The organism is Exilibacterium tricleocarpae (assembly GCF_007004655.1).
Classification (GTDB): domain Bacteria; phylum Pseudomonadota; class Gammaproteobacteria; order Pseudomonadales; family Cellvibrionaceae; genus Exilibacterium; species Exilibacterium tricleocarpae.
The window spans coordinates 115,620-138,756 of record NZ_ML660104.1 but is presented as its reverse complement, the minus strand read 5'-3'; the positions used below and the strand labels follow the sequence as shown (position 1 = coordinate 138,756).

Genomic DNA, 23,137 nt, shown 5'->3' with positions numbered 1-23,137 from the left:
CTTGATCCTTGGCACAGGATTTTTTTAACAGCAGGGCTTAGGCTTATACCTGTCAGGAAACTTTCAATCGGTTTTCGATTACTTTAGGGTGAAAGCAAAGCGGCCCTCTTGTAACAACAGCCCAGAGGACCGCTTTGCAAAAGGCTCATTTGACCAAGGTCATATGACTTTAGCCATAGCCGATAGATTCCCACTAATCCGTGCTGGTGAAAAATCCATCAGTAGCGTAATGGCAGGTAGAAAATAATATAGGATATACAGATACTATATTTTTTAACGAAAACAGTGAATTTTCACCTAGTCTTTTTGTAGTAGTCTTAATTCATAATGTCAAAATTTAAGCTATGCCGATAAGATAGATATCAGGCTAGGGCTATTCGACTTTGTAACATAGAAATGAGTGCTCGATTCCGTAAGCACTGATTTTACTCCCCTTTTCAACGCTCACCGTAACAGTGAGGACAGACATTATGAGCTTATCGGTCATTTTCTGGCTTACGTCTTCGAAAAACCAGATGCAGGACACCCTTGGCAGTGAACTGTCAAATGCGGTAAATGTTATTCAAGCAAGCAATTCCTCGGAAGTGATTGACCTTCTTGAGGGTCACAGCGAGGTCGACCTGGTACTGGTGGCGCTGAAACTCACCGATATCCAGGTGTTACATGAAATCCAGCAGATTCAGCAGCGATATCCGGAGATCGCGTTGCTGGCTTTTTTTAACTCTATGCCCAGGCCGGCGCCCACGCTCACCGCAGCCGAGGTGATGACTAAGCCTGAATTAGGTCATCTGACACCACGCCAGAAGGAAGTGCTTGGCTGCATAAGTGATGGGAAATCCAATAAGCAGATCGCGCGCGACTTGAATCTATCCGAAGGTACCGTGAAAATTCACTGCATGGCGATCTTTAGGGAACTGGGGGTCTCCAACAGAACACAAGCTGCGCTGCTGGCTGAACACTCAATGCGACATTAACCGGTAAATTATCAACATAGCAAATGTTTTAAGACCCATGGCATATGTCTTGATAAGCCGTGCATCGTTAGAATGATAAACCTGTATGACAGCCAGCCATGCCCCCAACAGTCCGTGTACAACCAGAGCACTTGATTTGTTATCGTCTTTTATACGAGTAAAGCTAAATGGAACTATCAGCGGTCTTCTGGAACAATCACCTGACCATCGGCCTGGAGGAGCTGCTGCCGCAGGACCTCGCTCATTCAATCGCCGTGTTCGAGGCAAAGACATTTGCCGATGTCTTAGCCTGCCTGGAACGCAATGCACGGATTAACATGGTAATCACGGCATTGAAGCCAACCGACATACAAGCGCTTTGTGAGATCCAGCAACTGCAGCAAAATTACCCCACGCTGACGCTGGTAGCGATATTCGACGGTATGTCTCAGGCATCAGCCAAGGCAGGTGCGCGCCTGTTACTAAAACCTATAGAATCCAGTGGTGGGACAGAGGAAGCAACCGAAGAAGCCGCGTCGATAACGACCGAAGGACAGACCGATTCGACCGAAGTGCGCGGCACCTTTAAGTTAACATCGCGCCAGCGGGATGTATTAGCACTGCTGGTGCGCGGTAAGTCCAATAAAGAGATTGCGCGAGCACTGGCGTTGTCCGAAGGCACTGTAAAAATTCACTGTATGGCTATATTCAGGGAAATGGGAGTCACAAATCGCACCCAGGCGGCGATTCGCGGCGAGGAGGTACTGGGTTGTGAGTAGAGGAAAGTATCTAGTGATGGGGTTGACTGCAAAGGTGGCTACTTTACAACTTTGAACGGGATATCGAATCACAACCAGTCGCTATCGGCACTTCCGCCCGACAGCGCCTCACATTCGCATGGTCCACTAGTGCGGCACCCTGATGCAACCGTTGCTCCAGCCGCCCCTGACTCTCCTGTGAACTTGCTCGACGTCGATCGGTAAACATCGCATCAAGGCGTTGCTGTTCGCGTATTTCCTCATTCTCTATTGCCGCCTCTTCCTTCTCTTTCTCTCGTGTTTTCAGCGCTCTTTCAGCATTCAAATTATTTTGTTTTTTGATTAAATTTCTTTGCCGCACCGCCATCTCGAGAGCAGCACAGATCTGCTCTCTTATTTCTTCGACGTCTTGTCTGATAGACTTTGCATCCTCTTTCATGTTAACCGATGCTTCCCGAAGCGACTGCTGTAAGGCTTTAGTCTCTGCCGTATCACCACCAGGCAGATCACCCAGGATATTGGCTATATTCTCGGCCATCTTTGCTTTGTGCTCCAGGTGTGCGGCCGCCTGTTGCAACTCGTACGCCCGGCGATCCAACTGCTCAACCTCCGCGGTCGTTACACCCCGGCCAGCAGCCGCGTTGGCAGCCAATTTACGAGCCTCGCGTTTCGCCCGTTCGGCGGACTCGACCGGCACCCTGCCGGTCGTTGTTTTCGCTGCGCGCCATGATTGTCTCAGTGACTCTGAAAGAGCCGCACTACCCCCGTCGCCGGCCGGCCCCATGAGGTTCGGGTCAGATTGAGCCAAGGTTGTATTTTGAGCTACAGGCAAGCTTTCAACGGCCATAACGGCGGCCTCCTATGGGTCAGAAAGAAAGATTAGGTCCCGCTGTATTGATTTACAGACGCCACGCCACCCCTGCCGTCAGTCGCCACCACTGTGTCTTCAGCTCCGGAGATCTGGTTGTTAAGGTCGGTGGAGCTGGGGTGCGCCGGCCCGTCGGGGTGAGTATGTGCATTGTAGATAGTGCCACCTGGTACGTTGAACCTGACGCTGTCGTGATCGCCCTGAGTAAGCTGGGTCATCAGGCGACCATCCTCCGCCTCATATACCTGGGCAGCAACTTCATTTCCGGATTGATCCGAAAGATCGGCGATATACTCATTAACGCGTTGTTTCGAAGCCTCGGTCAGCTTTCCATCGGGCCCTTTACTCAAGCCGAGATCCACATTCTCACCGGGGCTGGTATCGCCCTGCACCTGCCCCGCACCTCCATTGTTGCCAGCTGGCGCCGCAACGCCGGGTTTGGCAACAGACGACTGGGGAGCGCTACCGGCGGTGCCAGCGTCGCCACCTTTGGACCGGTCCAGCACCAGCACCAGTAACTGCTGCAACAACTCTAATAATTCCTGTAGCTGTGCGCCGAGCTGCGGCTGGGCCATGCCCCCGGTACCCTCTTGGGTACCGCCCTCAGAGACGTTTAGCGCGTTTTCGAAACCGCTCCTTGCCCGCTCCTGCACGGCTGAACTCGCTTCGAAAACCGCATTGGGGCCCTGTACCGCCTCACTGGGATTAATGCCATTGACTTCCGTTGGTGAAATACGCATAGAGACCTCCCGGACAGTAACGCCAGGCAGCTATTGCGGTTAATCGCGATAGCACCCTGACAGGATATATTTATACCCTAAGATACAGATTTGGTGGGACTTGAGGTATCCATCAAAAGTAGTAAAGCGATTGATCTATAGGTGCGAGATCATAGCCAACCGAGCCACTTATTCAGTTCCTCAGTATCGCCGGTCTGCTTTAATGCGCGCATTAGCATCAACACCTGTCGGTCCACTGTATTTTCCCGGGTCGATCGGATCCAGGCTTTTAACACCCCAATCATTTTGTCGTATTCACGTTCTCCCAAATAATGGCGGCACAGTGCTCTAAGCGTCGGTTCGTGATAAGGTGAGTGCCGGTAAATATCCTCGTATAGTGCTATCGCCCGGCTAGGTTCTTGCTTGTGCTCATAGGTTTGCGCCAGCAGGGTTTTCGCGGTGAGGGAGAGCCCCTGAGAATCCCGCAGTGCATTTTCCAGGCAGGTGATCGCCGCGTCATAGAGCTTCTTGCATAACATCGTGCGGGCAAACCCCAGCCATAACAAATAGGATTTTTGCAGTTCAGGCCAGGCACAACAAAATGTATCAAATGCCTCGTTCGAATTTACAGCTTCAAATTTTCCGCGCATTTTGTCATAGAAACCCGGATTACTCTTTCTGAAAACCTTGTCAAAATGATAGACATAATCGCCATTGTCGCGGGTATTGGACAGGAAACCGACCACGTTGCCGTTGGAGTAGGAAAACTCATTTTGCACATTGTAATCCAGCCCCGATTTTTTCGCGCAAAACTCAAGCAGTTGAAAACTGAATGGGTAGTAAGTATAGAGTCCGTACCTCGAAAGAAGGTCGATACACAAGCCCTCCTGTATGAGTTTTTCTTCTCCGATATCAATAACGACATACCCCGCACCCGGCGGTAGTGCACGGGCCAGATTCAGGGTACTCACAGCTGCGAGATAATGAAAATTAAAAAACTTCATTTCCCTGGGTTGCGTATAGGCAAGCCATTCCCTGAGAAAATCCTTTTCATCGGCGGACATATCTGACTCCGAAACCGGAATCATCTTCACTTCTTCACGAATAAACGGGCACAATCTGCGCATTAACAGTGGCGACAGGCTGGCAGTGGGTTGTTCACACCTTTTCCTGATATCAATTGCGCCAAGGCGCCGCGGCACTTCCAATTCGGTATCAATAAGCTCCAAGTCCGCCGGTACTGTGGTTTTTATCAATGCCTCATAAGGGGCGCCTTCAACCATAATAATATGTCTTACTGGCAGGGCAGCCATAAGATAAGAATGATAGACCAGTAAAGGTTCTTCGCCAGGGGAGAAAACCGGTGTTATCAGATCGCACACCTGAAAAATCACATGATCGCGATGCTCGACAAACGCCGGCAAACGCTCTAATTCATGGAGTTTGGAAGCCGATATATCCGAAATATGCAACACCACCCTGTCATAAAGACTTGTATGAAAATTCCGCATAATATCCAGCACGTTACCCGCCAGTATCCCCAGACCCGCACCAAACTCATAAATGTGCAGTTTCTCTTCAGCATTTTTTGGGATCCGCTCAACCAGGAAAACAATAGTATCCACAAGCTGGGCGGCCACTACTCTGGATGTCACACTGTCAAATGGAATATTTTCCGTGAAAAAGGAATCCAGTCCGAACCTGTCTCCGCTGTTGCTTATTTTTACGGCAACAGACTGCTGCCTCGGCACATAGCTCTGGATCATATAGCGCGACGAAAGATCTTTAGCAGACATTATGCTTTCTCTTAATAGCTTTACCGGTCGAGATTAAAAGTACTTTACTGTAGGAAATTATCGGTCCTATACCAACCCAGATTAGCAAGCTCATCATTTTCTTCATCCTCACTCTTAACGTCTATTTCCATCTGTTGATCTTTTTCCCGATCGATGATATTGGTAATTTTTTCTCTGGATCTCACCGCCGCCACCTGAGCGAGCCTGGCCTCTCCGAGCCTCATCTGGATCTCACCTACCTGCCGCTCCCGTTCGGCCGCACTTGAAATCATTTCCGCTTCATCTGCAGCCAACTTCTGCAAACTGTCTCGGTATGTCGAGACATAGGACACCGAGTGAAGTCCGGTTCTCAACTGGCTAAACAATTCCGCTTCGCGACCTTCCCGCCATCTGCGATAATCGGCCAACCCCTGTCTGGCCTGCTCACACACCGCCACGGTCTGTTCAAGTTGCCGCTCGATTTCGCATGTACGGGCTATCGCTTTCTCCTCAAGTAACTGGCGCACCTTTAATACACTTTCCAGCATTTTCAACATAACTAAAGTATCCGTCGCATTGCCTCGAGAGTTTCATCGAGTGAGAAATACTCGTCAAACCCCTGTCGCAGTACGCCTTTTACCGCGTCAATTTTCTCTAGCGCCTCATCGGCACTGGTATCGGTACCGGGTTTGTATTCCCCCATCCTCACTAAAAACTCAATATCGTTGTATTTTGCCAGAATCCCCCGAAATCGATCCGCTACCGCCTTGTGCTGTGGCGAGGCAATCGAGTTCATGACCCGACTAAGACTGTTCAACACATCGATGGCGGGGAAGTGACTTTCCGCGGCCAACTCGCGCGACAGGATGATATGCCCGTCGAGAATGGAACGCATTTCATCAGCCACCGGCTCGTTCATATCATCGCCTTCCACCAACACGGTGTATAATCCGGTGATGGAGCCCACCGCGGAATGCCCGGCCCGTTCAACCAGTTTCGGAATAGCGGAAAATACCGAGGAGGGAAATCCGCGCCGGGTCGGCGGCTCGCCCGCCGCCAGGCCGATCTCGCGTAGAGCCCGGGCAAAACGGGTCACAGAATCCATTAACAACAGCACTTTTTTATTTTGATCACGGAAGTACTCCGCAATGGTGGTACCGACATAAGCGGCACGCACCCGCTGCATCGCCGGCCTATCAGCGGTTGCCACCACCAATACGGTATTTTTCATACCTTGTTCACCGAGCTGAATATCGATAAATTCGCGCACTTCGCGACCGCGCTCACCGATCAGCACAACCACGTTGATATCGGCCTGCGCGTAGCGGGCCATCATGGCGAGCAGAGAGCTTTTGCCAACGCCCGCAGCAGCAAAAATTCCCATGCGCTGCCCCTCGCCGCAACACATCAATCCATCCACTGCCCTGACACCGAGCGGCAGGACCCGGTCAATCGGCCGGCGTAACAGCGGATCGGGAGATTCAGTCTGGACCGCCCGGGTCTGCTGTACAACCAGCGGCCCCTTGGTTTCAGTATCCAGGGGATCACCAAGGCCATTGAGCACCCGCCCCAAGAGCGCGGGTCCCACGCGCACGCGGTGACTCTGGCCGGTGGGTATAACTTCGGTATCGGTTGAAATACCGCGCATATCTCCCAGCGGGGTCAGTACGGCCGCCCCCTGGGACAATCCGATCACTTCGGCCCAGATCACCGATGCCTGGCCGAGGCTCTTCAGTACGCACAGATCGCCAACCCTGGCATGCGGCAGCAACACCTCTATCAGGGTACCCGACACCCGGCTGACCCGTCCCCGTAACGCCAGGGTCGAACTTTGGTTGACCGATTCCCTGGCAATATCGGCGATATAACTAAACTCAGACATAGGCACAAATACTGCTCCGTTAATACAAATTAATTTGATCTACGGTTTGCACTGATACCTCAGGCGCCAACTCCTGAAAAGAAAGCACCGACAGCCCACTCAAAGAAGGCTCGATCAAGCCGCGCACAAAGCGGCGTATATCCTGAGCTGTCAACAGAACAGGAGACTTCCCCCCTTGTCGCGCCACATTGAGCGCCGCGCTTAATCTCTCGATCAAATTCTTTTTCATACCCGCATCAAGTTGTAACACGGAAACACCCATTTCACCTTTTCTGATAGCACCACGGATAGCGTCTTCCACACTGCGATCCAACAGCAGCGCGGTAATGACCTTATCGGCACCTGCATGCTTATGACTGATCTGGCGGCGCAGTTCGACTCGAACCAACTCGGCCAGTAGCGCCGGATCCTTTTCATCCTTGCCGTGCATTAGCAGCACTTCACAAATCATGGACAAATTGCGAATGGGAATATTTTCCGCCACCACCAATTTCAACACCGCACCAATGGTTTGCAGAGGTACAATCCCCTGTAATTCCCTCAATAGGTCTATGCGCCCGGGCTTTAACTGGGATAGCAACTGACTGGCCTCCTGAGTGCCCAAAAACTCCGCCGCGTGGCGCCGCAGAATAGTGGATAGATGATTGACAAGTACCTCGTTGCCATTAAAAGCCACTATTCCTGCGGCTGACAACCCCTGTTGCCGTGCTTCGGCCACCCAAAGCCCGGCGACACCGGTCGCACTCTGCGTTTGCTCTACAAAAGCGATGCCCAGTTCACCCAGACGCTCTGCAGAAGTTTGGGCTAGCACATGACCCGCCCGCAGCTCGCCCTGTGCCATAGGCACTTCATGCAGACAAATCTCGTAACAGCCCTCTTCGAGACCGAACTTGGGACGGACCTGAGCGCTTGGAAAGGGCACACCAAGCTCCATGTACAAACTGTGTCGCAGCCTGGCAAACTCTGTGTTCATTCCCTGGTACCCAATTACTGTCTGCAGCAGCGGATTTATGTCCACAGCGATGGGGGCCGCCAATGCCAGCTCGTTGATGGGAGGTACCGATTCGCTGCCCTCTCTCGCCTCCGACAACGCCTTGATAAAAGCACCTCCATCCTGCCGCATCCTCTTTTTAAGTATGTGAATCGACACGCCGATACTAACGGTGATCAAACTCAGGGTTAAGAAAGTCACTGTCGGAAAGCCCGGTATCATGGCGAAGCACAACAGTGCAGCGGAACATATCAGCATCGCCTTTGGTTCCGCCAAAACCTGTGAGCCGATATCATCTCCCAGGTTACCGGCCTCATCGGAGTTGACCCGGGTAACGATAATACCCGAGGTGATAGCGATAAACAGCGCAGGTATCTGACTCACCAAACCGTCGCCCACGGTTAAGATCACATATATTCTGGACGCTTCACCGAGTTCCATATCATGTTGCAGAGTACCCACACTGATACCGCCGATAATATTGATAAGGATAATGAAGATACCTGCGATTGCATCACCCTTGACAAACTTCATGGCACCATCGAGAGACCCGTAGAGCTGGCTCTCTTTTTCCAGGTTACCCCTGCGCCGCCGGGCTTCCTGGGCATCAATAATCCCGGCACGCATATCGCCATCGATGCTCATCTGCTTGCCGGGCATCGCATCCAGTGAGAAACGCGCCGCCACTTCGGCAATACGCTCCGCCCCCTTGGTCACCACAATAAATTGCACTACAGTAATGATTGAAAAGACCACCACACCGACAATCACGTTACCACCGACAACAAACTCGCCGAAAGTGGTAATGATTTCACCGGCGTCGGCCTGCAGCAAGATCAGGCGTGTAGTGGTTACCGACAGGGCCAACCTGAACAAAGTGGCGATCAATAACACCGAGGGAAAGGACGAAAACGAGAGAGGTGAACCAATGTAGATACTCAACATCAGCAACACAATGGCAATAGTGATATTAAAAGCGATAAAGACGTCCACCAACCCCGTTGGCATCGGTAATATCATGACAAAAATAATCGATATCATGAAAACCGCCAAGACTACATCTTTGCGTCTGGTTATCGATTCAAGCAATTGTTGAGACTTTTTCAGATTCATGTCCGGACCTTATCGGTGCAAAGCGGCAATTCATCGATCGGCAACTCCTCGGCCACCACCAACCGCAGCTGTGGCAGCATCGCGGTTATCATAGATATCCACAAAACGATCCAGCCCCGTTAGATTTATCAGTCGCCGCATATGAGACAGAGGCCTACAGATACAGAGGAGTTTGACATCACCGAAGCGCCGGCGGAGCATTAAAAGGTGTCTGAATATACGACTGCAGGTTTTATTGACACCCGTAAAATCGAGCAGCAGTGGTAACCGCGAATCGCTTAGTGCTACCTCTAAAGAGGCTATCAGCCGGTCACTGCCGGAAGTATCGAGAACACCAGCCACCGTTATAAGCACATAATGTGGGCCACTTGCCGCACTGATCTGGCAAAGCGGCGCAGTCATATCTGCACGAGTAGACATATCCGCCTCTTCTTTTCATTGAAAGGACTATTGTCGTTTAAATGATGGCCGCTAGTTTCACGCCGCAACCAGTCTGCTGCGTTTTCCGGGTGGAAAGTTTTTCCTCAACGCGGTTTCTAATATATTCATTTGCGTACCCAGTGATCCGTCTACAATACCGGTGGGCGTTTCCAACACAAAGCTATCCGCAACCAGGTTGGCATTAGCGACGACATCAACTACCGTCCCTTCCTGTTGAAAATCGGCCAGAGCCTGCCGCACCGCAGCGAAGGATTCTTCGGCAACGTTGAGTGTCAATTTTTGTTTGTCTTTTACACCCTTTAACATCTGCACCACTATGCGTTTCGCCCTGTCGGTTTGACTAAATTCGCCGATCACCTTCCGGGTTGCCGCCAGCACAATATCAATTACGTCGGTTTCGATTTCTTCAAGGCCGGTAATCGCCCGCTCTGCATTGAAGATATAGCGCGACAGCATTTCGCTTTGAGCTTTTTCCACACCGCTCTGGTAGCCAAACTCCTCTTGCATCTCATAAGCTTGTCGAGCTTTTTCTTCCATTTTACTGGCATATTGCAAAGCCATATTGATCAGATCTACCGACTGTTCATATTGCTGATACTGGTCGGCGGTAATGATCTTCTGATTTGGCATCAAGTCAAATTCGGGAACACAGCTACCTGCCTTCATAACTCACCTCACTTTCCGTTTTTGTCCATTGACTTGATGACATGATCGAGTGCTAACACCAGTTGTGCCAGGGTCTCCGCCTTGGCCTGCTCACCCTTGTTCTTGAAGCCCCGCTTCTTCTTGGCTTCATATACCACCCGGGCCTGGCGTATCACATCGCGGGCCTGGGTTTTGGTGCTCTCCACCTCGGAGACTTCCGGTTCCACCGAAGTGGAAGCTTTCTCCACCTTTTCCTTTATCGATCTATCACTCCTGTTTATTTCAGCAATGTGGTCTATATCCATCATGACTTGATAACCTCCGCACGCACTCGTTCAATTAATAGATGGGTCTCTGAAGCACCACTGAGCAATACAGGTTGTGACATCATCTGAATCCAGTGGTAAGAAAACTTTAATGACAGGCGCTTTTTCAGCGCCAAGCTGCTGTCCTTAAAAGCTGCAAATAACAGACACATTCCACAGATCGTTATATAATCTCCAAGGTTTCTCGCCATAATGGATTTCAGCTTTGGGGTTTCCGACCCCGCCACCAAATACGGCGCCCGCTTGATACCGAATAAATAGGCATCCTCACCAATGGCGTTTTTTATGGATTGCACCTGCTTTTTGCCGATAAGGCGTTGCAGCATGGATACATTGGCACAGGCTCCCAAGTATCTGACCATACGCACAAGTTCGGCAGGTGGCAGCAAAACCACCGCGCTAACGGGTTGCGGAATATCAAAGCAATAGCTGTTGCTCAGCCCCAAGCATTCCAAGATGTAATGGGATAGTTTGTACTCAGTGCGGCGACAAGCCCGTAGCTTATATATCATATGCCCATGCCGAAACTGGTCGAACCAGGAATCGTGCATATAACGAGCCGGCAAAATATTGAATTCAATCAGCGCTGGAAGATCCTCAGGCAACCGCATCGGTATTGTCCTCCTCACCATCTTTTGCTACTGGCTTTTTGCCGCCGCCAGGAAAGCCTACAGGTCGAATACCGGCAGGCGGTGCACGCCTGTTGGCACCACCATAGACATACAACAGGCCTGCCACCAGCGCACAAACCAGCACCGTCCAAGCTATGGCAGCACCGGCACCGTCTTCATCAGCCCCGGCAGCAAAAGGGGTTGAAATATCCCGACCGGGCAACATGACCAGAGACACTTCATCGTAGCTGAGCCCTTCGATACTCTTTTCGATGATCATTTTGATATCGGATTTGGCATCCTCCAGCTTCGATGCCGGATGATACTTGATAAATACCGAAGCCGATGAAGGCTTGGTATCCCTGCTCAAAGAGTCATGTTCCGGCAGCACAATATTGACCCTGGCTGTAATCACCCCGTCGATTTGCAGCAGGGTTTCGGAGAGGCTCTGCGACAGGGCGTAAACGTAACGTACCCGCTCTTCCAGTGGCGAAGACACCAACCCCTCTTTTTTGAACAGCTCGCCCATATTTTGAAACTTTTCCTGCGGATAACCGTAGGCACTGAGAATATCCGTCGCACGGGACATTTGACCGTGCTCCACTCGAATTGCATAAAGGCCGTCTTTCAGGGCAACCTTATCTGTGTCTACGCCACTGCGGCGTAATATGGACATCATTTCATTAGCTTCTCTTTCCGAGATTTCAGAATACAACTCGCTTTTACAAGCAGACATTAGAATCACGGCCATCAAAACAACTCCGATGTCGCACAGCCGCCTGCCGACTCTTTTGTAACCCCCTGCCGATTTACTTTTCATAGGCCTGTCTCTCGTAACGGCGTGCGAGTTTAACGCGTATGCACTACGACGCTTTTCACCAGGTTAACCACCGACCTGGCCAAGGTGCTTATCCAGGATTTCATTTCAATCGATGAAGTCAATTCCATCTGCGCCTGATGCAACTTCAAAGTAGTTTCGACGCCGTGTTGCATGGACTCCTGTGCCAACTGCACTGATTGTTCCAATGTCGGGGCACCGACATTCTGCAAATTCTCCAGATTGTCGACGCCGAACTCTTCTACCATGCCACTGATCCGGGAAAACGCCTGGTTCCTGTCCTCGGTCAGACTGGCAACACCGCCAAGAATGCGCTCGATCGGCGAGGGCGTGTTATTCAAGTCACTGTCACTGCCCTCCAGTAGGGTATTCAAAGCGATTTCAAATTGCTCCACTTCGGCAACATCAGCGGCCTGCAGATCTTTGGGCTCTACGATCTGCTGTTGCTCACTGGAAAAAAAAGGGCCTGGGTCGGCCAGCGATTCACTCATTACGCCATCTCCTGTAGACTGCCGTCACATACCTACGTGATCATTCTTGTTATCCGATCACTAATCGAGCTGATAAGTTGCATCCACACCGTCTTTGGAAAAGATGATATGGTTGGAATAAATGCTTTTTACCTTGTAGCCACTCGGCAATACGGCACCCTGTAGATATTTGCCGCCGCCCTCTGTGACAATATAAGGTAGCTGACCGATACGAACGCCAACAATAGGCTCCTTGATCATTTGACTCGTATCGCGAATCGCAGTCTCGATACTGGGGTTATCACCAAACTCATTGCGGAATTGCTTGAGCGCCGTCCGCCACCGCCTTCTTTCGTTCTGGCTCAAGACGCCTTGCGCCTTCAGTGTTCCATCTGCACCCGAAGCAATAACCAATCGGTCCGAAAGGTTTTGATCATTTAGTCGCGCCCGCAGGCTGTCGCGGCGGTTCGACACATCCTGAATACCGCTGTCGTCTACCGCCTGTAGTCCGGCAAGATCGTTGAACAGTGTAAGTTTGGCATTTTCCCACTGGCTGCGATTGGTGACAAAGCCCTCTACCGCGATCTTCCCGTGAGGCTGGTAGATCACTCTCAGCGCCGGAAACCCCAGCACTTCGATCAGAGACTGCGCCGATTCCACCAGGGCCGCGCCGCTTTTTACGGATAGATCCAGTTTAATATCCAAAGGCTCCAGCAGCTCGCGCAACGCCCGGTGCTGCGCAGCATCGGCAATATAACCATGTACCAATACACCGCCGGTCCCGGTAGCCGCAGCCCGCACCCCAGTAAAGGTGCCACTCTCGGCGAGAACTGCCGCGACTCTGTGCGCCGGAGGTATGGCTGATTCGGGTGTCTTCGGCTGCAAGTATTCATGGTAAACATGCACACCAGTGGCACCGGTTACCACCAACACGGCGATCCCGCCCAATCCACGCCAATATTTTTTATACTTAACCCGAGGTATATTTTCGGCAAGTCTCTCATGCAACCGCTTCAACACATGTCCGGCTTGACGAAAGAACTTATTGAATTTTCCCGCCGTGCCGTCGCCAAGGGCACCTTCAGCGTCATTTTGCGCCTGCACCGGCAGCAGACCCGGAAAACGCACCTGAGACCAATCACCACCGGGCCTGCCTATTGCCAAATAGGTAGTGCCGAGAGCCACTGTTTCGTACGGACCCAAAGCAGCGCGCGTGTCGGGACCTAAGGGTAAACCGTTCAACCAGGCCTGGGCCCCGGCGCTTACCGTGACCGCATGCCCGACATCGTCAATCACGATACGCGCATGTTTCGCCACGATAGTTTCATCATTCAATACGATATCGCAGTCGTCGCTATGACCAATGTCGTAGGCACCCTTATCCAGTAACAACTCTGCGCCTATATGCGGCCCGGAGAAGATTTTCAGGAGATGTTGGCTAGCCTGATGACCCATGACGTTAATCCCTGGCATTGGAGCGATGGTCCAGCACTGTAGCCGGACGGCTGACCGAGGTTAATGCGGCAGCCGACTCTCCACTCTGATCACCAGTCAAGTGCGAAGTGTGCGCAGGCAACCGGCGCGAAGCACCGCGCTGTATTTCAATAATGTCGGAGTGCTGAGGTGCTTCCGATTCATCGGTACTCATATGGGTTCTGCCCTTTTCGTCTACCCATTTATAAATGGTGTCGACGCTCTTACTGCGATCGTCCAGGGTACTGGCCATTTCGGTGATATGGTCTATGAAAGCCTGAGGTCCGGATAGGTAGATCAGCCCTCTGTCGTCCAGGGTGCGCCAGTAAAATCGCTTTTCGCTGCCGGCAAACCCGAGCTTCTCCAAATAGCGTTTGAATACCAGTGTGGATACATTGTTGAGTTTAATCGTGCCGGATTTAGTATTTTCCAGTCTGTCGATATAGAGTCTGTATCCATCGTAATACCAGGCAAGGCCATACGCGTCCACCAGGCCATGGAATATCTGCTGCCGGGTAACTTCTTCAAACCGAACGCTGATCATATCCTGAATAGAGTCTTCGACTTCCACCGGAATACCCTCACCGGCGGCTAAATCGGTTAACACTTTACGGAGCTTGTCCCCTTTCGCATAAAGCGAATATGGCTCACTGGACCACTTCACTTCTGAAGCCGAAGCAGTGGCACCAAAAAAAAATATAAACAAAAGATTGAAAGTGCAGATTGCAACAAAGAAGAAGAACGCCTTCACTCTTTGCACAGCTTTCAAGGACAGGTATAGGTACTTCATGTTGCCTACCTCTTTAAGGAATCCTGATATTGAAACAACCGACATATAGAAAACCACTCAATTGGTAACCAGAACTTATAGGATATACCGCTAACTTGAAATAGAGCTTTCGCTATATTCATTTAGTTATAATACATGGGGGGCTATCTGTGCGCAGGCTGCGCATGCAAAGACAACAGTGAAAAAAGGCAATCGGCAAAGCGGGAAAGAGTCGCTGAAAAGCTATGCCGAAAGCCCCATACCGATTATTTGCCGATGAAGTACGACTCCACTGAAGGTATATTCTGGAGACTGGTCGCCATGGCTTCCGCATGTGCATTGGCTATATCCATAGCGGTGCGACTGCCAGCCGGAGGCGTGTCACCGCCGCTAGAGGAGCCGCCACCCGGGGAACCGGTGCCGCCGCCATCGCCACTCAGGGCTTTGATCAAGGCACTCAACACCTCTATCAGTTGGCTGATTACCTGCAACAATTGCTGTTGGGCGTCCTCAGCGGCATCAGTACCCTCTTCGGCCTGTGATTCACCGGCCTCAGTGGAAGGCGCCGCAGCGGCTTTAGCAATGTTAGCGGACCCGAAACCTGACTCTAAAGCCGATTGCAGACTTGACTGGAGAGACTGCAGTAACCCCGCCAACGAAGTATCACCGCCCGTTGAACACTCACTTGAGGCATTGGCAGAAATGTTACCCGTGCCGCAGGTGGCTCCCGGCTGCCCGGCGCCGGATGATTCTCCTCCGGCCAGTTCATCCTTTAACTGTTGCAACACCGAAGTAAGGCTACCCAATAGGCTTGTGATGCTGCTACTGCTGGCAGCTCCGGACTCTGCACCGCCATCGGAATCATTAGATGCCCCCCCCGTGCCTGTACAACCTGGCGGTGTGCTACCCCCTGGTTGACCGGCGGCTGGTGAACCGCCACCCGGACAGCCCGAAGAACCGCCTGGAGGCGCTTCAGTACCCGACCCTCCGCCGGCGTTGCCTTGCTCGCCAAGCATAGCGACCAACTGGGCCAACACCCCAACCAGGCTCTTCAGCACACCAAGCAGTGTTTTGTTGGTATCGGTACCGGTGTCTGCCGGTGTTTCTGCGGCTGTTGCCTGGCTGTGTGCGGTCGCCGACGCTTGCGCGGTCGTGGCTCGGCTACCTGCAGCCGCAGAACTCTCGGCACTGGCCGGCTTGGCACTCTGACCGCTGTTCATGCGCACACGTCTTTCAAACTCGCTGCTAGCGGAAGCCTGGTGTTGCCCTCTCTCCACCACGGTAAGGTTTGCCGCGGGTGGCAGCGCACTCGATGCTACTGATACGTCTGACATTTTCAATGTCCTCCATATTCGGTATCGGAGCACAGGTAGCGTTACCCGAAACTAAAGCAGTAACACTAGCCTGTGCGATTGATTAGGATTGAGACTGCGAAATATTAGCGCGCCCTTTCTCAGCTTCGTCTACCACTTTCTCAAAAGCTGTTCTCTGCTGAGCTATCGCTTCCATAGCCGTCTCAAAAGACTGATTCATCTGATTCAAGGCAATGCTTGTTGCCAGCCCTTGCTGTTGTTGCTGAGCAACTTGATCCAGAAGAGCTTGAGTCTGTCCGCCTGTGCCGGGAGTTGAAGTTGAATCTGCCATATTTTTTTCCTCACTAAGTGTCTTAAAAATTTCATTCGATAGGCCAAAAAAACGTCACCTCTATAATACAAAAAGTGTGTCGCTCGTTTCACCAAGAAAGTGTTAGAGCAGCACTTCAACGTTGCTCCAACCCTCCAATCGCAGCATAACAATCGAACTAGACAGAGTGTATATAGCAGATGGCTTATTACTTTAGCCGATGGCTCGTTCGCTGTGAGCATGGCAAGGTTATGGACAAATACCCGAAAAGTGAAACTAAAAAATCCGCCTTGTACAGGGCACTCAAGCGGCCCTGCACATCAGGCGGAAAGAGAGGTGCTTACCCTACTGTCAAACTCCTGCTGTCAAATAACTTCCACGACAATGAAAAGTGTAAACAACACTTTAGTCGTCAGCATTGCCTCCTGACATCGCCGCGGTGACGCCTTCGTTACCGCTGGCCTCCAGTTCTTGGATAAGCTTCTGCAGTAACGATATAATCTCCTTGGCTGCCTGCAGCAGGCCACCGCCGCCAGCTCCCCCAGCCGCTTCCGGTGCCGATTCCTCTAGAGAGGGTGCGTCGGCAGGTGCAGGTGCGGAGTTCTCAGCGGAACCGGGGGTAGCAGTCTCTTCAGCCGACTGGGCACCCTCCAGTCCACTTGGGTCCGCGCCTGCGGGGGAACCCACTTCAGCCCCACCAGGATAGCCAGGAGGTGCGGCGGCATCAGGTGAACTGAGGCCGTCAGTCTCTCCGTGGCCGTGGTTCTGTGGTGAGGCGGCATTACCAACCGGTGAGGGGGCACCACCTGGAGAGGGGGCACCACCTGGCGAGGGAGCGCCACCTGATGAGGGAGCACCACCCGGTGTGGGAGCACCGCTTTGCGGCGAGGGAGCACCGCCTTGACCACTTTCGCCTTGACCGCCTTCATCTTGACCACCACCGAGCAACGACTGTACCAACATCTGAATCACTTCTATAAGCTTCTGCAGCACCTGCATCATGGCATCGGAGTTTTCGCCACCGGCTTCACCGGTCGGCGCCTGCCCTTCAGATTGGGCAGCGCCTTTATTCACTTCGTCAGTGAAACCGGCCATCGCTCCCTCTGGGGCTTGCATGGCCACCCCTTCACCGTTGCCGCCACTATCAACCAGGGGGTTAACATTTGGACTTACTGCGTCTGTTTTCATCTACACAATCCTCTATCTTTGATTAATTACTGTTTAGCTCGCCAAGTGGACGCCTGCTTTTACTCGGTACGCTAATTTCGGAAACCGTGATTAAAAATCACCTCTTCACCTTACAACTGCAGCATAACAACCGACCGGTGGAGTTAAAATATATCTGACGGGTTAATACTTTCGACACTTGGTGGAGTTTAGAGATTACCGGCAACCGGTAGACTTGACGGGAAATATCAGGCGGTAGTGACAGCCGTTAGAGCTCCGAATGCAACAGGCCGTAAACCGTGTGATCGAGGTATTGCCCCATCACTTTTTCAACACTTCGAATAGTCCCTTCTTCGGTAAACCCCGACCTTTCCAGCAAAGCACGGCTTGTATGATTTTCCGGTGCAGCTTCAGCCTGCACTTTATTGAGGGCGAAGTAGTCAAAACCGATTCCGATGAGATCCCTCAGACACCGGGTCATAATGCCTTTACCAGTAAAGGCCTCGGCCAGCCAATAACGCACATGGCCAATATTTTGAAGTGAATCGATATAGTGATAACCCAGACTGCCGATTATTCTGTCACGGTAAAAGATAGTCTCATGTAAACCCTGGCCATAGGAAAACTTCTGTAGCTCGCCTTTTATCTGCTGCTGCATATCTTCTAAGCTATCTATCCCTTCCATAGAGAGAAGCCAACGGCTGAGGAACTCACGATTTTCGGAGACAACGACGAACAGCTCCGGCGCAAACTGCGGCACAGTCAACTTTACCCACAAGCCTTCGTCTATACGGCGCTCAAACATAGTTATTCAACAAGAAAAGCTATTTCACTTAATACTAACGGTTAACATCAATGCCGGCTATACACCTTAAGACATATGACCATAGAGCAATCGTATACGGTATCAGCGGACAAAATCATTCGTGCCGCCCTGCGAATCGAGGCACTTCCCTATGATCTCCTCACCACGGACTGCAGCCTGGGTTCGATTATTGACACCCAGTTCCCTGAAAATAGCCATGCAGTGAATCTTTACCGTACTTTCTGACAAACCCAGGATTCGCGCTATCTGCTTATTGGGTTCACCTCGAATAAGCAGATTTAGAACATCCCTCTGGCGCGGCGTCATACGTGAAATAACGCTTTCGGCATCGTGCTTTTCCTGGTTTAACGCCCTGGTTGCCGTCTGTCTTCCCCCTTCGTTCAAGACCTGGAATAGCGGATCAAAGATGGCAACCAGCGCCACCTCCGGATAGCGCTCCTGCAATTGTTGGATTTGATAAAGCATCTGTATTTGCGTAGGCCAGAGTGCTGTCAACACCATATCCACTCCGGTATGCTTTTCCAGCAAATCAAAAACCTGCTGAAAATTTGCGGCTTCATAAATTTTAATGGACTGGGAAAATTCCGTAGGCAGCATCTCTTCCAAACCCAAGCTCAGATTGTTACTCCAGACAATAGCAGATAAATTCATTGAGATAGTCCGGCTGTTTGGCTAAAAACTATTTTTCCACAGAGCATTATAATAATGGAATCCGAGTAGTGGTGGCATAGAGCGTCAGGATTATAACTTTAGATATAACCCATAGTGGATAAGATTAGATCAAAAGTGGTAGTACTTACTTAATATAACTTATGCCAACTGGGCAGGCTTTGTTTTTGCCGATAGTATTTTTATCGAACAAAGGTTATAGACCTTTTATTTTCATAGGTCACAACACACTTAAAAACCGCGTTTTCTATAGGTTTGGCGCCATATACCAATAGATCCGAAATAGCCTAAAATCATGACCCTACCCAACAAAAAAATTAAGGAAAACCCGCCTGCCACACGATCGCTTGCTTTGCGCAGGCTGATTTTACCGCATATTACCAAAATGGATGCCAACCTTAACAACGAGATTGCGAAGTCTCTGACAGCCGTTAGGATGGTTATTAGGGACCATACTTTTTCCGTTATATCACCGCGCATAGTCAATCCAAAAAAATTCTGTCCGTACCTTGTACTGAATATTAGTGCGAATAAAAAAAATCTTTCTGTTGCAGTGGACAAAAAGTTAGCGCAAATATTGCTAGCCCATCTGATACCGCCGGAGAGCCTGAGCAATATACCCAGTGCACTGAGAGTCGCAGCGGGGGAAAGCACCCTGGATACTTTGTTCACCGAGGTTGAAGGTTACACTGGGCTGTCTTTTGAACTGGTAGAGATGTACTTATGGAAGAGCAAAAATAATTTTTGCAAGAAGGGCACGCTTATTGAACTGGACAACGAGGTCGTGGGTCGTTGCTCCGCTTGTTGTGTATTTACCGATTCAATAAAACCGCTAATGCTAGATACTCTGGTAGCGCTAAACAACGACCTTTCGACACCACCGGCAGGTTGTGGCTTAAGTGACGCCACTCTCGATCATATGCCAATACAAACCAGTATCGGGGTCGGTGAATCCCATCTTTCGGCAGCCGAATTGAGTCTCATCGCTACCGGCGACATTATGGTAGTCGAAAGAAAAACTGCTGGGTCGGACACACTTGTACGTTTACGTCTGTCCCCCAACTATGGGCTGGGCGCCATCTGGAAAGAAAATCACCTGGTTATCAACACTGATTTGGAGGTTGAAATGAAGGAAGAACTAGTGAGCGATGCAACAGCAGACGCATCAAGTCTCAACAATTTGCAGGTCAGGGTTCTGTTTGAAGTCGGAAGTCAGGCAATCGACCTGAAAACGCTTAAGCAGCTTAGACCTGGCTACCTGGTTGACACCGGCCGTTTAGCCGATAAGCCGGTGAATATCAGCACGGGCGGTAGAGTTATCGCACAAGGTGAACTGATACAGATCGGCAAACATATCGGTGTACGTATTTTAGAGGTATTTGGCGGAGACAGCTAATGGAGCTACTAGACAGGCTACCCGGTTTTCCGATCTACATCACACTCATTGTAGCGCTCGGTCTTGGAACAGTGCTGGGTGTTGTCGCCACATCCTTTCTGAAGATAATCGTAGTTATACATATCGTCAAAAGTGCTCTGGGGCTACAAGAGGCCCCGCCCACTACAGCGCTGAATGCATTAGCACTTATTCTAACTGCCTATATTATGGCCCCGGTGGGCTTGCAGGCCTTAAACATCTTTCAACAGCACGACGTTGACTTGAATAATCTCAAAGATCCTAGAATCGCAGTAGCCATGAAAGACAGTTTCCAACCGTTGAGAGAGTTTTTGTTCCGACATTCCAGCCAACGCGAACGCCTGTTTTTTGTCACTGCCGCAGAAAAAATCTGGCCGCAGGACCATGCCCAAGAGCTCGACGAAAAGGATTTCATCGTGCTATTACCGGCATTTACCACCAGCCAACTGAAAAGTGCTTTCGAAGTAGGGTTTTTGATTTACCTGCCTTTTATTATTATCGATTTGATTATTTCTAACGTACTCCTGGCGCTCGGGATGATAATGGTATCGCCGATCGTCATTTCACTGCCTTTTAAACTACTGCTCTTCGTGCTGGTGGACGGCTGGTCTCGACTGCTGCACGGGCTGGTACTCAGTTACCAGTAGATCATCTCCAAAGGTTGCGTATGAATTCAGAAGAAATTGTTTTTATTACCTCGCATGCCCTTATTCTGGTCATGGTGCTATCACTTCCCACCGTAGGTGTGGGTGCACTGGTCGGTTTAATCGTAGGTCTGTTCCAGGGTTTAACCCAAATTCAGGATCAAACACTGTCTTTCGCCTTCAGGTTATTGGCGACGATTGCAGTACTGATTTTTACCTCGCGTTGGATGGGTAACGAACTCTATAAATTCGCCGTTGAAATGTTCAACAAAACAGCACTGGTATAGTAGTGAACGGCTTTTTTTCCGCCTTCTCAGAAGTGGAATCAGCCCTATTGGCTCTGGCACTGTCCTGGCCAAGAATCATGGTGATTCTATGGATATTTCCCTCGCTAACTGAAGCGGTTATATCCACCGCGGTACGCAGCGCCGTCGCAATTTCCCTGAGCCTTATCGCCGCTCCAGTGGTGTATGAAGATCTGCCCAGTCAAGGGATTAGCCTGGGTGTCGGCTTGGCCATCATAGTCAAGGAGGTTTTTATAGGCCTGCTCATCGGCTTTATGATCGCGCTGCCTTTTTGGACAGCGATAACCATCGGTTTTTTGATTGATACCCAGAGGGGCGCCTTTATGGCGTCATTAATCTCGCCCTTTTTTAGAGGCAGAGTATCTCCTCTAGGTACCTTATTGGCTCAGGCACTTACCGTATTGTTTTTCTCCTCTGGTGGATTTCTTGTTTTGTTGGACAGCCTCTACCAGAGCTATGTGTTTTGGCCAGTGCCGGCATTCTTTCCACATATGAACAGTGGGGATTTCAGCTACTTCGTTCATGCATTCGGCACTATTCTGTACTTTACAGTTTTTCTGGCAGCACCTGTGGTATTGATTCTTTTTTTGATTGACTTGTCTATGGGGCTAATCAATCGATTCGTTCCACAACTGAATGTTTTTTTTCTGTCACTGCCAATCAAGGGAGCCCTGGCCATTTTCATCATGTTGATTTACATCATGACACTGATTGACTACTTCGGAAAAAAATTCATCGCAATACCGATCATCTTCTCTGAGCTTGGAGCTATGTTTCAATGAGTGGCAACGAAGACAAAAGCCGTAAAACCGAGCAGCCAACGCCGCATAAACTGCGCCAGGCCCGTAAGAAAGGTCAGGTTTCGCGCAGTAAAGATGTGGTTTCTACAATAAGCCTTATCGCTATGTTAGCCTATATCTGGATATTCTGGGATTACAACTGGTCACTGCTTGAGGAGTTGATGATAACCACCCTGGAGCTGTCCGAAAAGCCATTATATGTAACCTTTAAATACGTGACAGAGCAGTTGATAACTGTATTTATGATGATTGCGATCCCCTCTGTTGTGATCAGCGCTCTGGCGGTCATACTTTCAAGTGTCATGCAGTTCGGGTTTCTCTTTGCACCCGAGCAGATAAAAATAGACCCACAAAAAATCAATCCCATAGCGGGATTTCAGAGAATATTCAGTCTGAGGAATATGGTGGAGATGCTGAAGGCCATCGTAAAAATCACCGTGTTCGTTGTAGTTTTTTACCTCATTATATATCACTATGCAGAGGACATCTTGAACGCGGCTTATTGTGGCTTAAGCTGCAAGCGGGTTCTCTCCCATCACATCACAATGCTGGTTTGCATCGCTGCGATCATCATCTTTATTCTGACTGCTGTTTTCGACTCCTGGTTCCAGAAATACCAGTTTACTAAGGACCAAATGATGACAAAGGAGGAACTCAAGCGGGATAGAAAGGATACTCAGGGCGATCCACTGTTAAAAAGTCGCCGGGTCAACGTTCAGCGTGAAATGATCAGCGTTGATCTGCTGCAACGTTGCGGGGATATCGCTGTGTTGCTAGTGGCAAACAATATGGCCATCGGACTTAAATACGAACCCGGAGAAACGCCCCTGCCGATCATCACTATTAAAGAACAGAAGCTGGCCGCCACCCGGGTTGCCGAAATCGCCGCAAAGCGGGACAAGCCGATTGTCGAGGACACGTCACTGACAAGGGCTCTCTGGAAATCGGGCAAGTTGGATCAATATATACCTACTGACTATATCGGTGAGGTGGCCCAAATATTTGCGGGGATTCTAAAGCCCGAGGCATCGTGAACATATTGGAACCAGAGCGTCGG

At 50.5% G+C, this 23,137-nt stretch carries 26 protein-coding genes; 7 read left to right on the top strand and 19 right to left on the bottom strand.

The annotated features are described in order from the left end of the window. Window positions 1-470 precede the first annotated feature (470 nt). Window positions 471-974 carry a response regulator transcription factor gene (locus FKG94_RS22655; protein ID WP_142929233.1) on the top strand — a complete coding sequence of 168 codons (504 nt, stop codon included), beginning with the start codon at window positions 471-473 and terminating at the stop codon, window positions 972-974. Window positions 975-1,141: 167 nt separating this feature from the next. Continuing rightward, window positions 1,142-1,732, top strand: a complete 591-nt coding sequence (locus tag FKG94_RS22650) for a response regulator transcription factor (RefSeq protein ID WP_142929232.1) — start codon at window positions 1,142-1,144, stop codon at window positions 1,730-1,732. A gap of 43 nt (window positions 1,733-1,775) precedes the next feature. On the opposite strand, the gene FKG94_RS22645 is transcribed toward FKG94_RS22650, so the two are convergent. The 19 genes from FKG94_RS22645 to FKG94_RS22560 all read right to left on the bottom strand — a co-directional run bounded on the left by FKG94_RS22645 (window position 1,776) and on the right by FKG94_RS22560 (window position 18,899). Further along, window positions 1,776-2,558 carry a hypothetical protein gene (locus tag FKG94_RS22645; protein WP_142929231.1) on the bottom strand — a complete coding sequence of 261 codons (783 nt, stop codon included), beginning with the start codon at window positions 2,556-2,558 and terminating at the stop codon, window positions 1,776-1,778. A 32-nt stretch (window positions 2,559-2,590) separates the two neighbouring features. Beyond that, on the bottom strand, window positions 2,591-3,319 hold the full coding sequence (locus tag FKG94_RS22640; protein WP_142929230.1) for a hypothetical protein: 729 nt from the start codon (window positions 3,317-3,319) through the stop codon (window positions 2,591-2,593). Between the two features lie 149 nt (window positions 3,320-3,468). Next, window positions 3,469-5,094: an SAM-dependent methyltransferase gene (locus FKG94_RS22635; protein ID WP_142929229.1), complete on the bottom strand. Its 1,626-nt coding sequence runs from the start codon at window positions 5,092-5,094 to the stop codon at window positions 3,469-3,471. A 44-nt stretch (window positions 5,095-5,138) separates the two neighbouring features. Then, window positions 5,139-5,630, bottom strand: coding sequence for a YscO family type III secretion system apparatus protein (locus FKG94_RS22630; protein ID WP_142929228.1), 492 nt, complete (start codon window positions 5,628-5,630; stop codon window positions 5,139-5,141). Between the two features lie 2 nt (window positions 5,631-5,632). Next, a complete protein-coding gene (gene sctN / locus FKG94_RS22625; protein WP_142929227.1) occupies window positions 5,633-6,955 on the bottom strand; it encodes a type III secretion system ATPase SctN in 1,323 nt (440 codons plus the stop codon). A gap of 19 nt (window positions 6,956-6,974) precedes the next feature. Next, entirely contained in the window at window positions 6,975-9,059 is a 2,085-nt protein-coding gene (sctV, locus tag FKG94_RS22620; RefSeq protein WP_142929226.1) for a type III secretion system export apparatus subunit SctV, read from the bottom strand. A gap of 30 nt (window positions 9,060-9,089) precedes the next feature. Further along, complete coding sequence (locus FKG94_RS29630) at window positions 9,090-9,461, bottom strand: STAS domain-containing protein (RefSeq protein ID WP_425460066.1); 372 nt, start codon at window positions 9,459-9,461, stop codon at window positions 9,090-9,092. Window positions 9,462-9,536: 75 nt separating this feature from the next. Further along, complete coding sequence (sctL, locus tag FKG94_RS22615; protein ID WP_142929225.1) at window positions 9,537-10,166, bottom strand: type III secretion system stator protein SctL; 630 nt, start codon at window positions 10,164-10,166, stop codon at window positions 9,537-9,539. 8 nt (window positions 10,167-10,174) lie between these two features. Further along, complete coding sequence (locus FKG94_RS22610) at window positions 10,175-10,453, bottom strand: hypothetical protein (RefSeq protein ID WP_142929224.1); 279 nt, start codon at window positions 10,451-10,453, stop codon at window positions 10,175-10,177. Continuing rightward, the gene (locus FKG94_RS22605; RefSeq protein ID WP_179957764.1) at window positions 10,450-11,082 is read right to left on the bottom strand and encodes a SctK family type III secretion system sorting platform protein; all 633 of its coding nucleotides are present in this window, start codon (window positions 11,080-11,082) and stop codon (window positions 10,450-10,452) included. Before FKG94_RS22605 ends, FKG94_RS22610 begins: the two co-directional genes overlap by 4 nt. Next, window positions 11,069-11,902, bottom strand: a complete 834-nt coding sequence (gene sctJ / locus FKG94_RS22600; protein WP_142929222.1) for a type III secretion system inner membrane ring lipoprotein SctJ — start codon at window positions 11,900-11,902, stop codon at window positions 11,069-11,071. The genes FKG94_RS22605 and sctJ overlap by 14 nt, the downstream gene beginning before the upstream one ends. Before the next feature lie 29 nt (window positions 11,903-11,931). Beyond that, window positions 11,932-12,411, bottom strand: a complete 480-nt coding sequence (locus FKG94_RS22595; protein ID WP_142929221.1) for a hypothetical protein — start codon at window positions 12,409-12,411, stop codon at window positions 11,932-11,934. 60 nt (window positions 12,412-12,471) lie between these two features. Continuing rightward, a complete protein-coding gene (sctD, locus tag FKG94_RS22590; protein ID WP_179957763.1) occupies window positions 12,472-13,845 on the bottom strand; it encodes a type III secretion system inner membrane ring subunit SctD in 1,374 nt (457 codons plus the stop codon). A 4-nt stretch (window positions 13,846-13,849) separates the two neighbouring features. Next, the gene (locus tag FKG94_RS22585; protein ID WP_142929219.1) at window positions 13,850-14,653 is read right to left on the bottom strand and encodes a DUF4124 domain-containing protein; all 804 of its coding nucleotides are present in this window, start codon (window positions 14,651-14,653) and stop codon (window positions 13,850-13,852) included. Between the two features lie 245 nt (window positions 14,654-14,898). Then, a complete protein-coding gene (locus FKG94_RS22580) occupies window positions 14,899-15,966 on the bottom strand; it encodes a hypothetical protein (RefSeq protein ID WP_142929218.1) in 1,068 nt (355 codons plus the stop codon). 82 nt (window positions 15,967-16,048) lie between these two features. Then, on the bottom strand, window positions 16,049-16,276 hold the full coding sequence (locus tag FKG94_RS22575) for a hypothetical protein (RefSeq protein WP_142929217.1): 228 nt from the start codon (window positions 16,274-16,276) through the stop codon (window positions 16,049-16,051). Window positions 16,277-16,660: 384 nt separating this feature from the next. Next, the gene (locus FKG94_RS22570; protein ID WP_142929216.1) at window positions 16,661-17,443 is read right to left on the bottom strand and encodes a hypothetical protein; all 783 of its coding nucleotides are present in this window, start codon (window positions 17,441-17,443) and stop codon (window positions 16,661-16,663) included. A 247-nt stretch (window positions 17,444-17,690) separates the two neighbouring features. Beyond that, window positions 17,691-18,227 carry a GNAT family N-acetyltransferase gene (locus tag FKG94_RS22565; protein WP_142929215.1) on the bottom strand — a complete coding sequence of 179 codons (537 nt, stop codon included), beginning with the start codon at window positions 18,225-18,227 and terminating at the stop codon, window positions 17,691-17,693. 102 nt (window positions 18,228-18,329) lie between these two features. After that, the gene (locus FKG94_RS22560; RefSeq protein WP_142929214.1) at window positions 18,330-18,899 is read right to left on the bottom strand and encodes a response regulator transcription factor; all 570 of its coding nucleotides are present in this window, start codon (window positions 18,897-18,899) and stop codon (window positions 18,330-18,332) included. A 313-nt stretch (window positions 18,900-19,212) separates the two neighbouring features. On the opposite strand from FKG94_RS22560, the gene FKG94_RS22555 reads away from it, so the two are divergent. The 5 genes from FKG94_RS22555 to FKG94_RS22535 are packed head-to-tail and all read left to right on the top strand — an operon-like array spanning window position 19,213 to window position 23,114. Next, window positions 19,213-20,313, top strand: coding sequence for a FliM/FliN family flagellar motor switch protein (locus FKG94_RS22555; protein ID WP_142929213.1), 1,101 nt, complete (start codon window positions 19,213-19,215; stop codon window positions 20,311-20,313). Then, window positions 20,313-20,978 (top strand): type III secretion system export apparatus subunit SctR, encoded by a 666-nt coding sequence (sctR, locus tag FKG94_RS22550; RefSeq protein WP_142929212.1) that lies wholly within the window; start codon window positions 20,313-20,315, stop codon window positions 20,976-20,978. Before FKG94_RS22555 ends, sctR begins: the two co-directional genes overlap by 1 nt. Window positions 20,979-20,998: 20 nt before the next feature. Next, window positions 20,999-21,262, top strand: a complete 264-nt coding sequence (gene sctS / locus FKG94_RS22545; RefSeq protein ID WP_142929211.1) for a type III secretion system export apparatus subunit SctS — start codon at window positions 20,999-21,001, stop codon at window positions 21,260-21,262. Between the two features lie 2 nt (window positions 21,263-21,264). Next, window positions 21,265-22,062 carry a type III secretion system export apparatus subunit SctT gene (gene sctT / locus FKG94_RS22540; RefSeq protein WP_179957762.1) on the top strand — a complete coding sequence of 266 codons (798 nt, stop codon included), beginning with the start codon at window positions 21,265-21,267 and terminating at the stop codon, window positions 22,060-22,062. After that, entirely contained in the window at window positions 22,059-23,114 is a 1,056-nt protein-coding gene (locus FKG94_RS22535; protein WP_142929209.1) for an EscU/YscU/HrcU family type III secretion system export apparatus switch protein, read from the top strand. Before sctT ends, FKG94_RS22535 begins: the two co-directional genes overlap by 4 nt. The last annotated feature ends 23 nt before the right edge of the window (window positions 23,115-23,137 follow it).